General features: G+C 46.5%; 17 protein-coding genes. All 17 read right to left on the bottom strand.

What is annotated here, in order from left to right; all coding sequences use genetic code 11:
• Nucleotides 1-120 precede the first annotated feature (120 nt).
• The 17 genes from secA to MKX64_RS12170 all read right to left on the bottom strand — a co-directional run bounded on the left by secA (nt 121) and on the right by MKX64_RS12170 (nt 16536).
• The gene (gene secA, locus MKX64_RS12250; RefSeq protein ID WP_095398388.1) at nt 121-2634 is read right to left on the bottom strand and encodes a preprotein translocase subunit SecA; all 2514 of its coding nucleotides are present in this window, start codon (nt 2632-2634) and stop codon (nt 121-123) included.
• A gap of 475 nt (nt 2635-3109) precedes the next feature.
• The gene (gene hpf / locus MKX64_RS12245) at nt 3110-3670 is read right to left on the bottom strand and encodes a ribosome hibernation-promoting factor, HPF/YfiA family (RefSeq protein WP_095267035.1); all 561 of its coding nucleotides are present in this window, start codon (nt 3668-3670) and stop codon (nt 3110-3112) included.
• A gap of 368 nt (nt 3671-4038) precedes the next feature.
• Nucleotides 4039-4236, bottom strand: a complete 198-nt coding sequence (locus tag MKX64_RS12240) for a cold shock domain-containing protein (protein ID WP_009594275.1) — start codon at nt 4234-4236, stop codon at nt 4039-4041.
• 304 nt (nt 4237-4540) lie between these two features.
• A complete protein-coding gene (locus tag MKX64_RS12235) occupies nt 4541-7705 on the bottom strand; it encodes an IPT/TIG domain-containing protein (protein ID WP_176475559.1) in 3165 nt (1054 codons plus the stop codon).
• 13 nt (nt 7706-7718) lie between these two features.
• Nucleotides 7719-8030 carry a hypothetical protein gene (locus MKX64_RS12230; RefSeq protein WP_095267038.1) on the bottom strand — a complete coding sequence of 104 codons (312 nt, stop codon included), beginning with the start codon at nt 8028-8030 and terminating at the stop codon, nt 7719-7721.
• Entirely contained in the window at nt 8027-8422 is a 396-nt protein-coding gene (gene fliS / locus MKX64_RS12225) for a flagellar export chaperone FliS (protein ID WP_244908261.1), read from the bottom strand. The genes MKX64_RS12230 and fliS overlap by 4 nt, the downstream gene beginning before the upstream one ends.
• A gap of 57 nt (nt 8423-8479) precedes the next feature.
• Nucleotides 8480-9967 (bottom strand): flagellar filament capping protein FliD, encoded by a 1488-nt coding sequence (gene fliD, locus MKX64_RS12220; RefSeq protein ID WP_095267039.1) that lies wholly within the window; start codon nt 9965-9967, stop codon nt 8480-8482.
• 18 nt (nt 9968-9985) lie between these two features.
• Nucleotides 9986-10333, bottom strand: coding sequence for a flagellar protein FlaG (locus tag MKX64_RS12215; RefSeq protein ID WP_095267041.1), 348 nt, complete (start codon nt 10331-10333; stop codon nt 9986-9988).
• A gap of 79 nt (nt 10334-10412) precedes the next feature.
• The gene (locus tag MKX64_RS12210; protein ID WP_095267042.1) at nt 10413-11237 is read right to left on the bottom strand and encodes a flagellin N-terminal helical domain-containing protein; all 825 of its coding nucleotides are present in this window, start codon (nt 11235-11237) and stop codon (nt 10413-10415) included.
• A 156-nt stretch (nt 11238-11393) separates the two neighbouring features.
• Nucleotides 11394-11645: a carbon storage regulator CsrA gene (gene csrA / locus MKX64_RS12205; protein ID WP_330164037.1), complete on the bottom strand. Its 252-nt coding sequence runs from the start codon at nt 11643-11645 to the stop codon at nt 11394-11396.
• Nucleotides 11617-12081, bottom strand: a complete 465-nt coding sequence (gene fliW / locus MKX64_RS12200; protein WP_095267046.1) for a flagellar assembly protein FliW — start codon at nt 12079-12081, stop codon at nt 11617-11619. Before fliW ends, csrA begins: the two co-directional genes overlap by 29 nt.
• A 74-nt stretch (nt 12082-12155) precedes the next feature.
• On the bottom strand, nt 12156-12731 hold the full coding sequence (locus MKX64_RS12195; protein WP_095267048.1) for a DUF6470 family protein: 576 nt from the start codon (nt 12729-12731) through the stop codon (nt 12156-12158).
• Between the two features lie 13 nt (nt 12732-12744).
• Nucleotides 12745-13641 (bottom strand): flagellar hook-associated protein FlgL, encoded by an 897-nt coding sequence (gene flgL, locus MKX64_RS12190; protein WP_244908262.1) that lies wholly within the window; start codon nt 13639-13641, stop codon nt 12745-12747.
• Nucleotides 13642-13650: 9 nt separating this feature from the next.
• Nucleotides 13651-15222 carry a flagellar hook-associated protein FlgK gene (gene flgK / locus MKX64_RS12185; RefSeq protein WP_095267051.1) on the bottom strand — a complete coding sequence of 524 codons (1572 nt, stop codon included), beginning with the start codon at nt 15220-15222 and terminating at the stop codon, nt 13651-13653.
• Nucleotides 15223-15241: 19 nt separating this feature from the next.
• Nucleotides 15242-15742, bottom strand: coding sequence for a flagellar protein FlgN (locus tag MKX64_RS12180; RefSeq protein WP_095267052.1), 501 nt, complete (start codon nt 15740-15742; stop codon nt 15242-15244).
• Nucleotides 15739-16035, bottom strand: a complete 297-nt coding sequence (gene flgM / locus MKX64_RS12175; protein ID WP_095267053.1) for a flagellar biosynthesis anti-sigma factor FlgM — start codon at nt 16033-16035, stop codon at nt 15739-15741. Before flgM ends, MKX64_RS12180 begins: the two co-directional genes overlap by 4 nt.
• Before the next feature lie 87 nt (nt 16036-16122).
• Nucleotides 16123-16536, bottom strand: coding sequence for a TIGR03826 family flagellar region protein (locus MKX64_RS12170; protein WP_095267055.1), 414 nt, complete (start codon nt 16534-16536; stop codon nt 16123-16125).
• Nucleotides 16537-16611 lie beyond the last annotated feature (75 nt).

Here is a 16611-nt window from a genome sequence, read left to right as displayed (position 1 = left end):
CCAGAAGGCCATTTAAAGGCCGCCAAGATTGCCACTGCTCTTAAGGGAGCCGGTAATCACGCTCGTTCCTAAGCGCGGGTCAATATTCACTTCACATCATACGGGACAACGCTTGGTTACTTAAGCGTTCTGCCCATGACAATGCTTGTACTTCTTGCCGCTGCCGCATGGACATGGATCGTTACGGCCCACCTGATCGCCGACCTGAACCGGACGCTTCTGTGCAGGCTCACTGCCGCTGTTGGTGGATACCTTGTTCTCGTCCACGACAGCCTGGCGCTCCTGGTTCGTAGCGATGTGTGCCTTCATAATGTAGGTCGACACTTCTTCCTGGATCGTCGCAATCATGGCATTAAACATTTCGAAGCCCTCGAACTGGTATTCACGCAGCGGATCGGTACCGCCGTAAGCACGGAGATGAATACCTTGACGAAGCTGGTCCATCGCATCGATATGGTCCATCCACTTACTGTCTACGGCACGCAGAACGATAACCTTCTCGAACTCCCGAACCATTTCATGGCCGAGTGCCTGCTCGCGTTCCTCATACTTGCTCAGCACGCGTCCGAAGATGTATTCCACCATCTCTTCCGGCTCTTTGCTCCACAGATCTTCACGGGTAATCGCGCCCTCATCAAGCAGCTTGTTGTTAACGTAATCGGCCACTTCCTGCAGTTCCCAGTTCTCCGGAATATCGTCACTGCAGTGCGCCTCTACCACACGCTGGATAACAGGCTTGATCATATCCAGGACGATCTGCTTGATGTCCTCGGATTCCAGAATCTCACGGCGCTGCTTGTAGATGATTTCGCGCTGCTGGTTCATCACGTCGTCATATTGCAGAACGACTTTACGCATGTCGAAGTTGTTGCCTTCTACCCGCTTCTGAGCCGATTCCACCGCGCGTGTAATCATCTTGCTCTCAATCGGCTGGTCTTCTTCGAAGCCCAGGCGCTCCATCATGTTCAGCACGTTATCAGTGCCAAAACGCTTCATCAGTTCATCCCCGAGCGACAGGTAGAACTGGGTCGAGCCCGGATCCCCTTGACGACCCGCACGACCGCGGAGCTGATTATCGATCCGGCGGGATTCATGGCGCTCTGTACCGATGATGTGCAGACCGCCAATCTCCTGAACGCCTTCACCCAAGATAATATCCGTACCGCGTCCTGCCATGTTCGTTGCGATCGTAACCGCGCCTGGCTGGCCCGCCTTGGAGATGATCTCAGCTTCCTCCGCATGATACTTCGCGTTCAACACCTTATGCTTAACGCCCTTGCGCTTGAGCATCTCGGACAGTCGCTCGGAATTCTCGATGGAGACCGTACCAACCAGCACCGGCTGGTTCTTCTGGTGACGCTCCACGATTTCGTTAACAACGGCCTTGAACTTGCCGTCTACACTCTTATAGACGACATCCGGCATGTCGTTACGACGGTTCGGTCTATTGGTAGGAATCTGGAGCACTTCAAGACCGTAGATCTTCTTGAACTCCTCTTCCTCCGTCTTCGCCGTCCCTGTCATACCCGCCAGCTTGCGGTACATCCGGAAGTAGTTCTGGAACGTAATCGTCGCAAGCGTCATGCTCTCATTCTGAACTTCAATGCCTTCCTTGGCTTCGATCGCTTGATGGAGACCATCGCTATAACGGCGACCTGCCATCAGGCGGCCCGTAAATTCGTCGACGATGACAATTTCATCTTCCGTCACAACATAATCGACATCCCGGCGCATAATGACATTGGCCTTCAGCGCCTGAACAATGTGGTGATTCAAGGTTACATGGTTATGGTCGTACAGGTTGTCGATGCCAAAAGCGCGCTCGGCTGCCGCCACACCTTTCTCGGTCAGCGAAACGGCCTTGACCTTGATATCGACCGTGTAGTCTTCCTCCGGCACGAGACGCTTCACAAAACGGTCTGCCGCAAAGTACAGCTCCGTCGACTTCTGCGCTTGACCTGAAATGATCAGCGGTGTCCGTGCTTCGTCGATCAGAATGGAGTCAACCTCGTCAATGATACAGAAATACAGCGGACGCTGTACCATCTGCTCTTTATACAGCACCATGTTATCGCGGAGATAGTCGAAGCCGAATTCATTATTCGTTCCATACGTAATATCGCATGCATACGCATGCTGCTTCTCCGCATGCTCCATGCCGCTCAGGTTCACCCCGACGGTCATGCCCAGGAAGTTATATATTTGCCCCATCTCAGAGCTGTCACGCTGCGCCAGATAATCGTTGACGGTAACAACGTGAACACCTTTCCCCAGGAGGGCATTCAAATAAACCGGCAGTGTACCCACCAGGGTCTTACCTTCACCGGTCTTCATTTCAGCGATTTTCCCTTCGTGGAGGGCCATACCTCCGACTAGCTGGACATCATAATGACGTTTGCCCAGTGTCCGTTTGGAAGCCTCGCGGACTGTCGCAAACGCTTCAGGGAGCAGTTCCTCCAGCGTCTCACCTTTCTCGATCCGTGCGCGGAACTCTTCTGTTTTAGCTCGTAGCTGCTCGTCCGAGAGCGCCTCAAACTGCGGTTCCAATTGGTTGATTACATCGACCGTCTTCATGAGACGTTTGACATCACGCTCGTTGGTGTCGCCGAAAATCTTTTTGACAAGTCCTAGCATGGTTAACCCCTTTCGTGCAAAACAAGTGATCGAATCAACTTCATTAAATGCCAAAGGGTTAAATGATGAAATCGATTCATGGATTCCTTATGATTTCCCATTCCTGGCAGGCCTCTTGAAGTCCGTCCACCGGAATAGGGTTTGCATAAATTGTAACAGTTTGTATGTGATGCCGCAACATTAGGGTTACTTCAAGAGTGAGATAGCGGCATTTTCTCTTCTTCTTTAAGACGCCTTAATTATATGAAAAGTTGCGAAGCCGGGAGACACCATATTTTTCTGCTGCTTCCAGGCGAGCTGTTCTGAGCGCCTTCAAGCGCATCCTGCAACTCAAATAAAGAGCCCCACCCGGCATTCGGGTGAAGGCTCATCCTGCAGTCTCATGTCATGGTAAATCTATCGTCGCTTGCGTATGGAGCCTGCGGCTTGGCCATGCAGATGGATAGCAGCTAGCGGGGAGCTAGCAGCACTTGGCTTAGCCTTGCTCAATCAGTCCATACTTGCCGTCATCACGCTTGTAGACGACATTCACTTCCTTGGTGTCAATGTTTGAGAAAACGAAAAAGTCATGTCCAACCAAGTTCATTTGTAAAATAGCTTCTTCCACATCCATCGGCTTCATGGCAAAACGCTTCGTGCGGACGACCTGATACTGGTCCTCTTCATGTTCGTCCTCATGAACAGCGTTCCCTGCGGCCTGGTCATTCTCGGCAATCAGCATCTTCAGACTGCCTTCCTGACGGAACTTACGGTTCAGCTTCGTCTTGTGTTTGCGAATCTGACGTTCCAACTTGTCCACAACAGCGTCAATGGAAGCATACATATCATCGCTTCGATGTTCCGCGCGCAGAACCACGCCTGGGAGCGGAATCGTCACTTCCACTGTGTGCAATCCTCGAATGACACTAAGTGTAACGTATCCTTCTGAGGCGGGGGGTGCATCAAAGTACTTCTCAAGTCTGCTGAGCTTCTTGTCAACATAGTCCTTCAAAGCTTCGGTCACTTCAATTTGTTGACCTCGAATACTGAATTGCATAGGGCACTCCTCCTTTGCAACCTTATTATACCATTATGTTAATGCTGTGTAAAAGGCAGTTTTGTGAATTTTCGCACATAATATGGAAAGGAAAATATTGGGGGATTGCCGTGGAAAGATTGCGTCATTGTTATGGATACTCGCCTCTTGTGGCCGGCTAAGGAATCGTGGCTTGGCGGCATCATTCGTATTCGTGTGCGATGAGCTGGCTGTGAGCGGAACCCCGGTCGCACACGGGACGGGCATCCGCCGCGACACCGCTTACAAAAAACAGAAAAAGACCCTGACGAATCAGGGTCTCTCGCTAGCGAATCCTCAATTGCTAACCATCTATACCATGTTTATGTAGGTCGGCTGTGCCGGGATGATTATAATTTGATTACGTTAGCTGCTTGCGGGCCACGTGCTCCTTCAACGATTTCAAATTCAACGGACTGTCCTTCTTCCAGGGTCTTGAAGCCTTCAGACTGGATTGCGGAGAAGTGTACGAAAACGTCGCCGCCATCTTCAGTTTCGATGAAGCCATAACCTTTTTCTGCGTTGAACCATTTAACTTTACCTTGCATGCACTAACATTCCCTTCATTGTCAAATAAAGTGTGACAGTAATTTGTCCGTCCACATTTCCGACTATAGCACCCCGCGTTATCCAGTGTCAATCGCCCCGGAGACAGTTTTTTCCGTCAAAAAAAACGTCGGAAATTGTCTATAGGTCTTCGACACCAGAATTCGGCAGCAATAGACAAAAAAATGAACGAGTATGTCTGTCATATTATTAACCCAAGGGGCGGGAAGTGAAACATTGCTGACTCTCTGATATGAAAAAAGGGCGCTCTACGAGCACCCTTTTCCCAATCAATTACTATTTCCATCATCTATATTCGAAATATAGAGCTCCGGATTGCTGACCATCAGGATTAACGACTCTTACCTCGACTGCACCAGGCGCATTTGCTCTAGGAGTGCGTAGTCTGAGTCTAGTTGCACTAAGCAGATCGGCAGAATATTCAACACCGTCAATATGAACTTTTGCCCCACTGACAAAATTAGAACCATCTACATACAGCAGCGTACCTCCATTGACAGGACCGCTGGTAGGTGAAAGTGCCCGCAGTGTAGGTGCAGGAACTGGAGGTGGTGCGTCATAAGTAAACTGTGAAGTTGCCGAGTTACCGTTTGGATTGGTAATCACGATATCAACAGGGCCTGGTGCTGTACCTGCTGGAGTTCTAAATCGAACTCTAGTTGCACTCAAATAATCATAATTTATAACATTACCATTAAACGTAACGGTTAAAGAAGGCTCAAGATACATGCCATCAACGTATACTAGCGTACCACCCGCAAGCGGACCATTAGAAGGACTTACATTGGTAATGATAGGCTGTAACTCCTCAAAAGTATACCCATTGTTGACGGTAAAAAACTGACCATCTGGATTGGTCACTGTAACATCAACAATTCCAGCTGTTGTTACTTCTGGTGCTCTTACCCGGATTTTCGTGTCGCTTACAAACGTATGCAATCCTACTGTATAACCCCCAAAGCTAACCGTTGCATTTCTTTGGAAGTTCTCTCCTGTTATCTCAACAATATTTCCACCTTTCGTATTTCCTACAGAAGGAGAAATCAGAGAAACTGTTGGCGCCGGAATTACAGGTGGCGGATCATAAGTAAACGCTGATAACAACGTTGCTTCTTTCATATCTGGATTGACGACCTTAAAATCGACAGCTCCAGGCGCGTTGACGGCCGGGGTGCGAAGTCTGAGACGAGAGGAGCTGAGATAATCAGCGGAAAGAGGTGTCTCTACTCCATCACGAACCATAAATAATTGAATCCCCTGCTGATAATTTGCACCGTCAACGTAGATCAAAGTTCCTCCTGCCATCGGTCCGTTCGCTGGCGTTACACCGTTAATGACCGGATCGGGCTTCTCAGGAGGAGGGAGATAACTAAAGGCATCCTCTAGAACATCTGATTGCCCATCTGGATTGACGACTTTAATTGCTACCGACTTCACTTCGTTGCCAGTCGGTGTTCTGAATCGAAGTCTCGTATCACTAAGATAACTAGTTGAAACTTCATTTTCATCAAAATAAACGACGGCTCCACTAACAAAGTCTTTACCATCTACATATACAAGCGTAGACTCATCCAACCTACCGGAGTTTGGAGACACAGCAGTAATTTGGGGTGGGTTCGGAGGCGGCGGAGGTAAAAATGTAAACGCCTGTGATAAAACTGATTCGGCCCCATCCGTATTTACTACTTTTACATCCACAGTACCTTCTGGCGCTACCGGGGTTTTAACAGTAAGTCTTGAAGCTGAGTTAACCGTCACAGAAGGACTCTCAATATCTCCAAAGAAAACCTTGGCCCCTGCTTTAAACTCCATTCCAGTGAGCACCACGATCTCGTCTCCAGTCGTAAGACCTTCATTAGGTGCAACATCAGTAAGTGTCAATTTAGGAGGTTCATCATAAAAGAATCCATCCTCGAGCACGGTGGTTGTGCCGTCCGGATTCTCTATAACCACGTCTACAGCTCCCCAAGTATCTGTTGCAGGTGTTTGTAAATATAAATACCCGGAGTTGTAGTAGGTTAGAGATGTTACATATCGATCTCCGAATTTAACTTTAACACCGTTCATGAAGTTCTTACCATAGATCTTTACATTCGTATTCCCTGATATTGGACCATTTGTCGGCGTGATACTTGTGATTTCAGGTATTGCATAATAAGCAAAATCGATGGTGTCCGACTGGGAATCATCATTAATTACCTTCACCTGGGTCATACCTTGTGTTCCGTCAGGTGTAGTCGCAGTGATCTCGTTTTCATTTACGACAACCACATTTGTCGCGAATTTAGTTCCGAACATCACTTTTGCATTTGCCCTAAAATTGGCGCCTGTAATGGTTACCGGCTCTCCACCGGCAGTCAACCCTTTATCAGGCGTAATACTATCAATCACAGGCGGCAAATAGGTGACCTCAAGATTTGCCGTTGGAATTCTATATGTTTTGGAAGATCCTGTGTAATCTTTATAAGTAATCACAGATTCGGTGGTTGTTACAGGAAAGGTACCGTTCTTTCCTCCAGGTTTCTGTCGAATACTGTAAGTAAAGGTAAGGGTATCGTCCTTTAACTCGAGGAATCGCCATGTTAACGTATTACCTACAACTTCGGGTTTTGGAATATTATTGAGATAAGAATCTGGGACAATCTCAAAGCCAGGAGCCACAACATCCTTAACTACGACGTCATACGCGCTGGCAAGACCAATCTCTTGAACGATGGCCTCATAAATAGCGCTCAAGCCAACGGATCCCAGCACAAAATGATGGTGATGAGAAGTTGTTGCCATGTTCTTAAGTAAATTATTCGGCGCACTATTATCCGGATTGTCTCCGACATTTAATAAAGCGATTGTATAGAATACAATCCCCGCGTCCTTCGCTTCGTTAGCTTTCTTTAGCGCGTAATCGAATGCATTCAGTCCATCACCAGTACCTGTCGCTTCACCGTCAGTCAATAAGACAATAACTGGCTGTGCTTCATCCCGATGATTAGCAAGCAGTTCTGTCGAGACGTTAATGGCATCCCCTGTAGCCGTTCCGCCATTAGCAAACAAAGTATCGATATAGCTCTTGGCACCCGCTGCATCTGTGGTTAAGTCATAGGATCTTACATCCGAGCTATAGTCAACAATACCTACTCTATGCTGGGTCAGATCCATCAAATCAATAAATCCTTTTGCTGCCGATTTAGCAGCGTTCATCTTCTCCGTTCCCATACTTCCGGAACGGTCGATGACCAGTAAGACATCGTTCGGTTTCACTACATTGACGGGAGGCGTTCCCTGAATATTTAACGTAACTTCAGTTTCTCCTCCTACAAGAATACTTGATGGATTTAAGCTTTTTGTAGCTGTGACATAGCTTGCAGAACTGGCTGATGCAGGCTGCACAGGCACACCGCTTATAAGCAGAACAAAGGAAAGAAGCAATAAAGCTATTGACTTCTTATTCATAACTCTCCTCCTTTTATGATTGTTTATCAAAGAAATATGACTCTGTGACGGCTGTCCGGGCATAATTGTCCTTTGCTAGTTGATTCAATTTCGTCATCTGCTGTTTCTTCACTTCCATCATGCCAACAATGGTTTGATGAAGACTGGCTACTTCTTGCAGCAAATTAAGCTCCTTCTCACTGTAGGCATCTTGGCTCGAGGATTGGAGCACTTCATAACATGAATCTATTTCCTTCTCAAGTTCGTAGTAGAGGGTAATTTGATTGCACTTTACAATTTCCGAATATTTGCTCTGCAATTGCTCTAAGATCTCTTCTCGGTTCATGATTTACCTTTAGCACTTTTGACTTGGGCCAATGCTTGTCTCCAAGTATCGGTATACTCTCTCGCAAACTCAATGACTTCATCAAGAATAGAGATATCCTTATTCACTGCAAAATCCCCTATTCTTCGAATATAATAATCATATAGCTGCCTTAATTGATGAGAGATTTCATATTCGAAGTTTAGTGTTGCTATGAACTCATACAGTATTGAGCGAGCCCCATGCAACCGATCCATCATTTCTGGAAATTGCCCCTTCTCATAGAGTACCCTTGCCATATTTAATTTACGATGCAACTCTTCGTATAACAGGAGTGTTAAATCACCGGGGCTAGCGGTTTCTACCTTCGCTTTTAGATACTGTTGTTGATAATTGGGTGTCGGTGCCATCATTTGTTAACCTCTCCTTATTAACGTAAGTTTCCATCATAAATAGGCGGCATTTCGATACTATTGGCCTAACTGCTGTGCAATCCAGCTTGCTTGAGAATTTAGTTTGTGCAATGTTTTCTCCATGGCTGTAAACTGCTTATAGTAACGTTCCTCCACGGCCTTAAGGCGGTTTTCCAGTGTGTCAATTCTGCTGTTAAGATCTCTGAATTGTTGACCGAATATACTGCTGTCCGCACTGTCAGATATCGTCGTTGTACCGATTTGCTTGATGATTTTATTGATGCTCGTATTCAACGCGTTATAGAGCCTGTCCCCGTAGCCTGCCTCTTCAACATAACCCTGCTCGCCCGGTTTCAAGCTGGTGGTCTTGGTAAATAGATTCATAACCGCTTCCGGATTATTCGTGATAGCATCTTGGAGTTTCTGCTCGTCCAACTCCAGCTTTCCTAACTCGCCTGTCATGCCTGGGACAAACTTCTTAAATGTGATTCCTATATCCGACAAACTATTAAATTCCTCTGGCAGACCCTCTACACTTTGGAGAAGCATCCCCCGAAGAGATGTCAGTGTTTCCTGTAAGATACTATCACGGTATAAAAGTCCAGTCTTGGCCTTCGATTCCCAGAGTTCAATTTGCTTTTCAGTCATACCTTCTTTTTGCTCACTCGTGAGCGGAGCATAGCTCCGATTCGGCACTGCCTTTGTTGCTCCATTAATTGAATCTACAAGAGCATTATACTGCTCAACAAATTCCTTAATGACGGAGGCAATATTTTGGGTATCCTGCGACACCGTAACGGACACCGCCGAAGTCGACACTCCTTGAATATCAAAACGTACGCCATTAAACTCAAAGGAGTTATTCTCCAGCTCCATGGTTGTTCCGTTTATAGTAACTGATGCGTTACTTCCGGTCTGGGGAAAAGAGGCTGAATCCAGCTTAAAGAAATTTTGAAGAACACCGTCAGGATCATCCACCTTCAGAACTGCCGACTCACCGGTAGAAGTTGTTGTCGCCATAAAACGCTTGTTAATGCTGTCAAAGCTAAGGTTAACGCCTGTATTCGCTGCGTTTACTTGCTTCATAACAGATTCATATGTCGAATCGGGAGTCACTTTAATCTCGATGTCGCCCTTAGGACCGGTAATTGTGAACGTTTGTTCAGAGGAGACCCCTATTTTATCTTTTAAATTGATATTCGTTGTGTCCCCGGTTACAAGTGCTGACGAAGCCAGGCTATTCACTTGGATGCTATAGCTTCCACTAACAGCATTCGAAGATGATGTAGCCTTAATAACGGATTCATTACTGCTTGAGGCTGCCTGTTTGTTAAATGATGTAGTGAACCTGAGCTTATCCGTTAGCGTGCGAAGAGCAGTCAGTTGGGTGTTCATTTCCTGGTAAGCTTCTCGTTTCCATGCCAACTTCTGTTTTTGTTGATTTAATTTGTTTAGAGGCATTCTTTCTGCAGTCATCAGCTGGCTAACTAGCATATCTGTATCTAGCCCCGAGGCGATACCTCCAAACCGAATAGGTGATATCATTGTTCACACCTCCTGAGTTTATCCCTTTTCATCTACGATCAGACCAACCTGTCTGCAAAGATTATAAACAAGGTCTATGAACTTCTCAGGCGGTATCTCCCTGATGACTTCATCCGTTTCCGTATCAACGACCTTCACTACAATTTGACGGCTCATGTCATGAACAGACAGCTGCAAATGAGTACCTTGCGAAGCAAGCTTTTTGTTGGTCTTCTCTATCAGTTCATTAAAGTATTTGTCTCCTAATGAGAGACTAGGATTTGATGTCATATCATTATGTCTATCCGCTTCCCCTTGTGCCTTAGCAGTACCTACATTGAAGTCATGGGATGAAGTCACGGGTTCATTTATTGGATTAACTCGCATCCACTGCAACTCCCTTAATATTCATTGTAAAAAAAGCCGACCGGATAATCCGGCCGGCTTCCATGAGCTGCGATAAAAATTAACGAAGCAATTGAAGCACACCTTGAGGTTGCTGATTGGCTTGAGCCAACATTGCAGTCGCAGCTTGTTGAAGAATATTGTTTTTCGTGAATTCGGACATTTCTTTAGCCATATCAACGTCACGAATCCGGGATTCAGCAGCTTGCAGGTTCTCGGCAGTTGTTCCGAGGTTGTTGATTGTGTGCTCCAGACGGTTTTGTACAGCACCAAGATCAGAACGGATCGCGGAAACTGTGTCGATTGCAGCTTGAACGATATCCAGGTTACCAGCAGCAGTAGCGTTGGTGCCATCAAGAGCTGTGAGGTTATCCAGGCTAAGAGCAGCTCCATCAGCAGCAGCGAGTGTTAGAGTAATGGTGTCACCGTTGTTTGCACCAACTTGGAAAGTCAATGTCTCGCCAGCAACAGTACCGCTGATCAGTTCTTTCGTGTTGAATTTCGTTTGTGTAGCAATAGAGTCGATTTGCTCACTCAGCTGAGAAATTTCAGCGTCAATCTTTTGAGCGTCTGTATCTGTCAACACTTCGTTCGCTGCTTGCGTGTACAGCTCGGCCATACGTTGAAGCATTGCGTGAGTTTCGTTCAATGCACCTTCAGCGGTCTGAATCAGGGAAATGCCATCCAATGCGTTACGGTTGGCTTGCTCCAGACCACGAATTTGGTTACGCATTTTCTCGGAAATCGCCAAGCCAGCAGCATCGTCAGCGGCACGGTTGATACGGTAACCGGAAGACAATTTCTCAAGGGATTTGCCTTGTTGAGTGTTGTTGAAAGTCAGTTGACGCTGTGTGTTGTAAGAGCTGATATTGTGGTTAATACGCATGATAAAATTCCTCCTTGGAATATGTTAGTGATGAGCATCCTTGCTTCACCCTTAGTGATCGGGACTATGGCATTCGGCCGTCCATACCATGTCGCGCGATCCTTAATATATTTATCGGTCGAGTTACCTTAATGTTTATAGCTCTATATGATTTTTTTATATTTTTTTATTGTTTTTCTTGGCGACAATTTCGTGAAGGATATCTTCAACATTATCATTGAAATCAACGGCATTTTGATTCTGCAGTTTGATGGCTTCGTATATCTCTTCTCGGTAAATCGATATATTTGAAGGTGCTTCAATGCCAATCCTGACCTGATCCCCATTAATATCAATAACGGTAAGAACAATATTGTCATTGATCATTATTTTTTGACCTTTATTTCGAGACAGGATTAACATCGGCATCAGCTCCCTTCTTCCCTCCAAGTAAAGGTTGCTTTGTCGGGTAACTTCCTTGCTCCAAAATGACTTGAGCTGCTACTCTTTTTGTCCGGTTAATCACAATAGGGGCTCTCAAATTACAAGTAATATCCTCAGGTGAACGCACCGTGACAATAACCATGACTTGAATGTCCTCTTCACGATGTACATCCAAAGCCTCAGTCCAATGTTTATCAAGCTGAAATTCATAGTCCTTAAAGAAGACAAACGGATCTGTTACGATGAATGTCAAATTCTCATCCTCGATTGCTTGCAAAAATTCAAAGGGTTGGCGATCCTCTCCAGTTGAAACAAAGGCATACTTCTTTAAGTTCTCAAAGCCTAGTACCGGTCCAATAAATGTTATAACTTGATCCTCGTTAATTTCTACGAGCCCAAATCTTTTCGTGTTGACCATCATGACATCCTTCCTCCTTAATTAAAAAACAATAGCTATAATGCATTAAAATCATTATAGCTATTGTATATCTGCCATCAGACAACCGCATCCAATTGTTTGCCCGCGGCAGACATAAATATAAAATTTTTCTGGATTAAATACGGATTCACTTTACCGGGGTAATAATCAATGACGGGTTTATAGGTTTCCGGATTGAACGTAACGCCACCAGGACGATAAGTGATATGTGCTTGTCCAGGGATAAATGTAATATCTACATTGTCATATCCCGGCTCTCCCGATAATTCAACCCTAGGCCGATCCTTAAACACATTGTCTCTAGCAATCTCAGCAAAGACATTTCCACCTTCTTGAAAAGCCATCATTCTATCTCCATTACGGGCAATCTCAGCAATGTTATGCATGGAAATTTGAAGGGAGGATTGAGCAATCCGATCAGTCATCTCTTCAAATCTCGGTTTACCGAGTGCAGACCAGGCTTTTCTTGAATCGATCTCGAGTCCGGGCATCGTCTGCTCCATTTCTAGGACGCCGCGATGCTGTTTCATATTGAGCGAAGGTCGGGGCTGTTCTATGCTATGCAGACCCTTCGTTGTTTCAATACCCAACCGAGAAAATCCCTGCTGAATTTGAATGCGGGGGATATTCATAAGTAACTCCCCCCTATCTTAGAAAATCCACTAAACTAGGCCTGATAATCCGGGCCATGGTATCGAGTGAAGCCTGATAGATGCTTTCCGCAGTTTTAAGCTCAATAATCACTTTAGAGATATCCGCGTCCTCTACTTTGGACTGAAGGTCCATATAGTTTATATTGAGATCGCCGAGTCGACTAAGTGTAAATTCCAGGCGATTTTGCCTTCCGCCAATTTCTGCCTGCGCTATGATTGTAGTCTCCAGGTTCTTCTGAAGGGCAGGTATAGCGGCTGAAATGCCTGCAGTATCATCGGCAAGTAATGCCTGCCTAAAATTATCCACGACCACAAAGATCCCTGACGGATCTCCAAAAGCCCCGAAAACTTCTTCTCCAAGCGTATTCACTGGGAACGTAATGCCAGCCCCTACCTGGTACATAACAACTCCTTTGTCCAGATCATAAGGAGTTTGAGTAGGGTCATCCGGAAACGGTCGTTGATCCGTTCGCTCCCCATTGAAAATATACTTCCCTTTAAACTGAGCATTACCAAGGGAAACCAACTGATTATACAATTGCTCCACTTCTGCTGCAATATTAACTCGAGCATCAGCAGGGGTCGTCTCCGTCGAGCCTTGAACCGCCAATTCAGCCAAGCGTTGGATAATCTGAGTTGTTTCCATCAACACGGTGTCCCCATACTTGAGCCAAGAATTCGCATCTTCTGCGTTTTGTTCAAATTGAGTTGTGGCCGTAATCTGACTCCGGTATTGCAGCGCACCTGCAACTCCGACCGGATCGTCGGAAGGACGATTGATACGGCGCTGGGTCATCATCTGCTCCTGATATTTGTCAAGCCGCTTGTAATTGCCCTGCAGACCGCCCATCATGTTACTAGTCATCATAGATTGCGTAATTCGCATCATTCATTCCTCCTATCTGCCGACGATGCCGGTGCTGTTGATCAGTTTATCCAGCATCTCATCGATTGTAGTAACCACCCGCGCAGACGCAGTATATGCATGCTGGAAGCGAATAAGATCCGACATTTCTTCATCTAGAGACACGCTGCTAATCGACATCCGAAGCGTGTCCGCATGCTGTACGAGCAGATCGCCATTTTCCATCATATTCCGGGCGTTCACGCTGTCCGAGCCTAATTTTGAGACAATTGACTGCAAATAACCCTCGAAATTTGAAATATTGGTCAAAGCGCCGTTGTTATTATTCGGGTTAAAGCTGAACGAGAGCTCGGACAAGCCGGCAATCAGCAGAGCCATTCCGCCATTTCCTTTCAGAACAACTTCCGACGTCGTTCCATCCGGATTGGTCTTCATCTCTGTCCGCAACGAAGCGGCAATGTTCTTCAAGTCCCCCTGAATCGTAGAACTTAACCTAATGTTTCCCGCGGTAATCGGTGTTCCATCCGCCGATACAAAGAAGTCCCCTCCAGCGGTTGCAGGCTCGCTTAATGTATAACCCAGCTTGTGCAGTCCGTTAAGGCCATCTACCGTATACGGCGTATTCTGAGCCAACATACGCGGATTGTTCGCATCCATGACAGCGTTCGGAATCGTAACTCCTGGAGGCAATATCGTACCCGCCGGAAGGGTTACCTCCACTCTTCCGGTTGCAAGCGTATTTGCCATGATGTTGAGCTGGTTAATGTAAGTCTCCACGTGTACATCGCGAGAGGTTACATAACCCGCAATCTCGCCGCCTGTCAACGTAGCTGCGATAGCTGCAGTAACTGGAGTGGATGCCATATCATCAATAACAAGCTGACCTCCAAACGTAACCTGATAAATATCATCGGTTTCCGTTACGACCACATTGCCCAGGGCCGATAGCTGGTCAACAAGCAAGTCCCGCTTGTCCCGCAAGTCATTGGCGTTATCGCCAAGGCCCTCGATACGTTTAATACTCTGGGTCAACTCTGAAATCTGGTCGATGTAATTGTTCGCTTCCATGATCTTGGTGTCGATCCGAGCCGTCAGGTTGTTGCGCAGCGTATCCAGCTGGGAGTATATATGATTAAATGTTTCTGTCAAAGCAATAGCCTTCTGCTGGACAGCCATGCGCGCTGATAAATCGGCATCACTCGGATTTTTACTCAGTGTTTGCCAAGCCGTCCAAAACTCTGCAATGTTATTACTTAAACTGCTCTCCGAAGGTTCATTAAAGATCCCTTCAATATTTCGCAGCGTCTCTTGTTGAACAGCCCATGTCGCCAAATTCGTATTCTGGTTCCGATATTCAATATCGAGCAGATAGTCGCGCACACGCGTGATACTCTCCGCCTCAACACCCATGCCGAGCTGCCCCGCTGCCTGAGAACGCTGCATTCCGGGAAACGCGATCGGATTGGAAGCAACAAGACGTGTGGTCTGCCGGGAATAACCCGGTGTGTTGGCATTGGTTACGTTGTGACCGGACGTATTAATGGCTGCCTGTTGTGCAATCAAGCCCCGTTTTCCGACTTCAAGCAAATGAAATGTAGATCTCATCGTATACGTTCCTTTCTTCTTATGCCCTGGTATCAAACATGCTATGGCCCTTGCCTGTCGTGTTCGGCTGGTTAGGATGTCGGTAAAGCATGTCATCATCGGGGTTGCTAACCAGCAAGTTCAAGCTGTAATCAATAAAGTCCAAGGACTGCTCAATCAAATCCCGATTGCTGTTGTTCAATTCCTTCAGTTCCAAGAGCCGATCCGTCAATTCACGCTGCACGGCCAGCAGCTCATCCTTCTCTTCCGGGTTAAATACAAGTCGAGTCAATTCAGTAACCGTCAGCTGAAGCTGGGAGCGGATGCCCTTTTCACGTAAAAAGTTATCAGCGGCGCCTTGTCGCAGCGCTTCCGTTTCCGCCACCTGCTTCAGCAGGCGGTTCTCCCTGGTTATGACTGCTGTCAGACGTTCCACATCATTCACCATGATGGCTTGTCTCTTGTCTTTCCCCGCTTCGATCAGCTGCTCGTGCAGCTCAATCTGCCGTCTCATACAATCGATAATGGACCTAACGCTCACTTGGATTCACCCGATTTGTTATAGGGTTGAAAATAAGGAAGCAATTTATCTGCCAGTCGTTCGGCAGGCACCTGGTACGTCCCGCTCTCCACTTCCTCCTTCAAACGTTGAACCTTCTCAGCGCGTTCCGGATCCTGAACCTTGCTCTGTGCATTCAGTTCCATTGCCTTCATGGAGATGGACACTTCATCCTTCCGGCGCTGCTTCTTATCGATATGCTGTGCTTCTCTCGATTCTATATTCCGCTGATACGAATTGATGCCGTTCAGGCGTCCCGATTCGTTGATCTTCATTCTCAAATCACCTCGCTTAAATTAAAGGACCGATAAGCTTTACTAAGTTTATCGGTCCGGATTGAAACATAGTTAATAGTTCAAAAGTTAGTTTTTCCGCAGTTTATCAATGGCTCGATAAGTCTCCTTCTCCTTGCCGGACCCGGACTTTCGATCCTCGTTCTCGTTCTCCGCCGCTTGCCTAAGCTCCCGTGTCAACCGTGATCTGCAGGAGTCGCACATGTTGCTCTCACGGATCAGCGTTCCGCACACTTCGCAAGGATACGCCATGTTCGGCGCATTCGCTATCGATATTCGGCCTTCTTTAATAAACTTCGTAATCTGCCGGACAGAAACCTCCGTGGCTTCCGATACCTCATGGATCGTGGCACCCTTCTGTTCTCTTAAATAGGTCGCGCATTTCTCATATTCTTTCTCAATTTCTTTCAAGCAATCCTGACACATATCACGAAAATTCAAGGCATATAATTTGCCGCAACGAGGGCAATTCCCAAGATTCATGCTCAACGACCTCCGCTTACGTATGAAACCTTTAATACTCCTAGATTACATGATATTGCCTGCCACGTCTATTGG

The organism is Paenibacillus sp. FSL M8-0334, from assembly GCF_038000405.1.
Classification (GTDB): Bacteria; Bacillota; Bacilli; order Paenibacillales; family Paenibacillaceae; genus Paenibacillus_AQ; species Paenibacillus_AQ campinasensis.
Note: the sequence above shows the minus strand (reverse complement) of the source record. Positions and strands in the feature narration are given on the sequence as shown.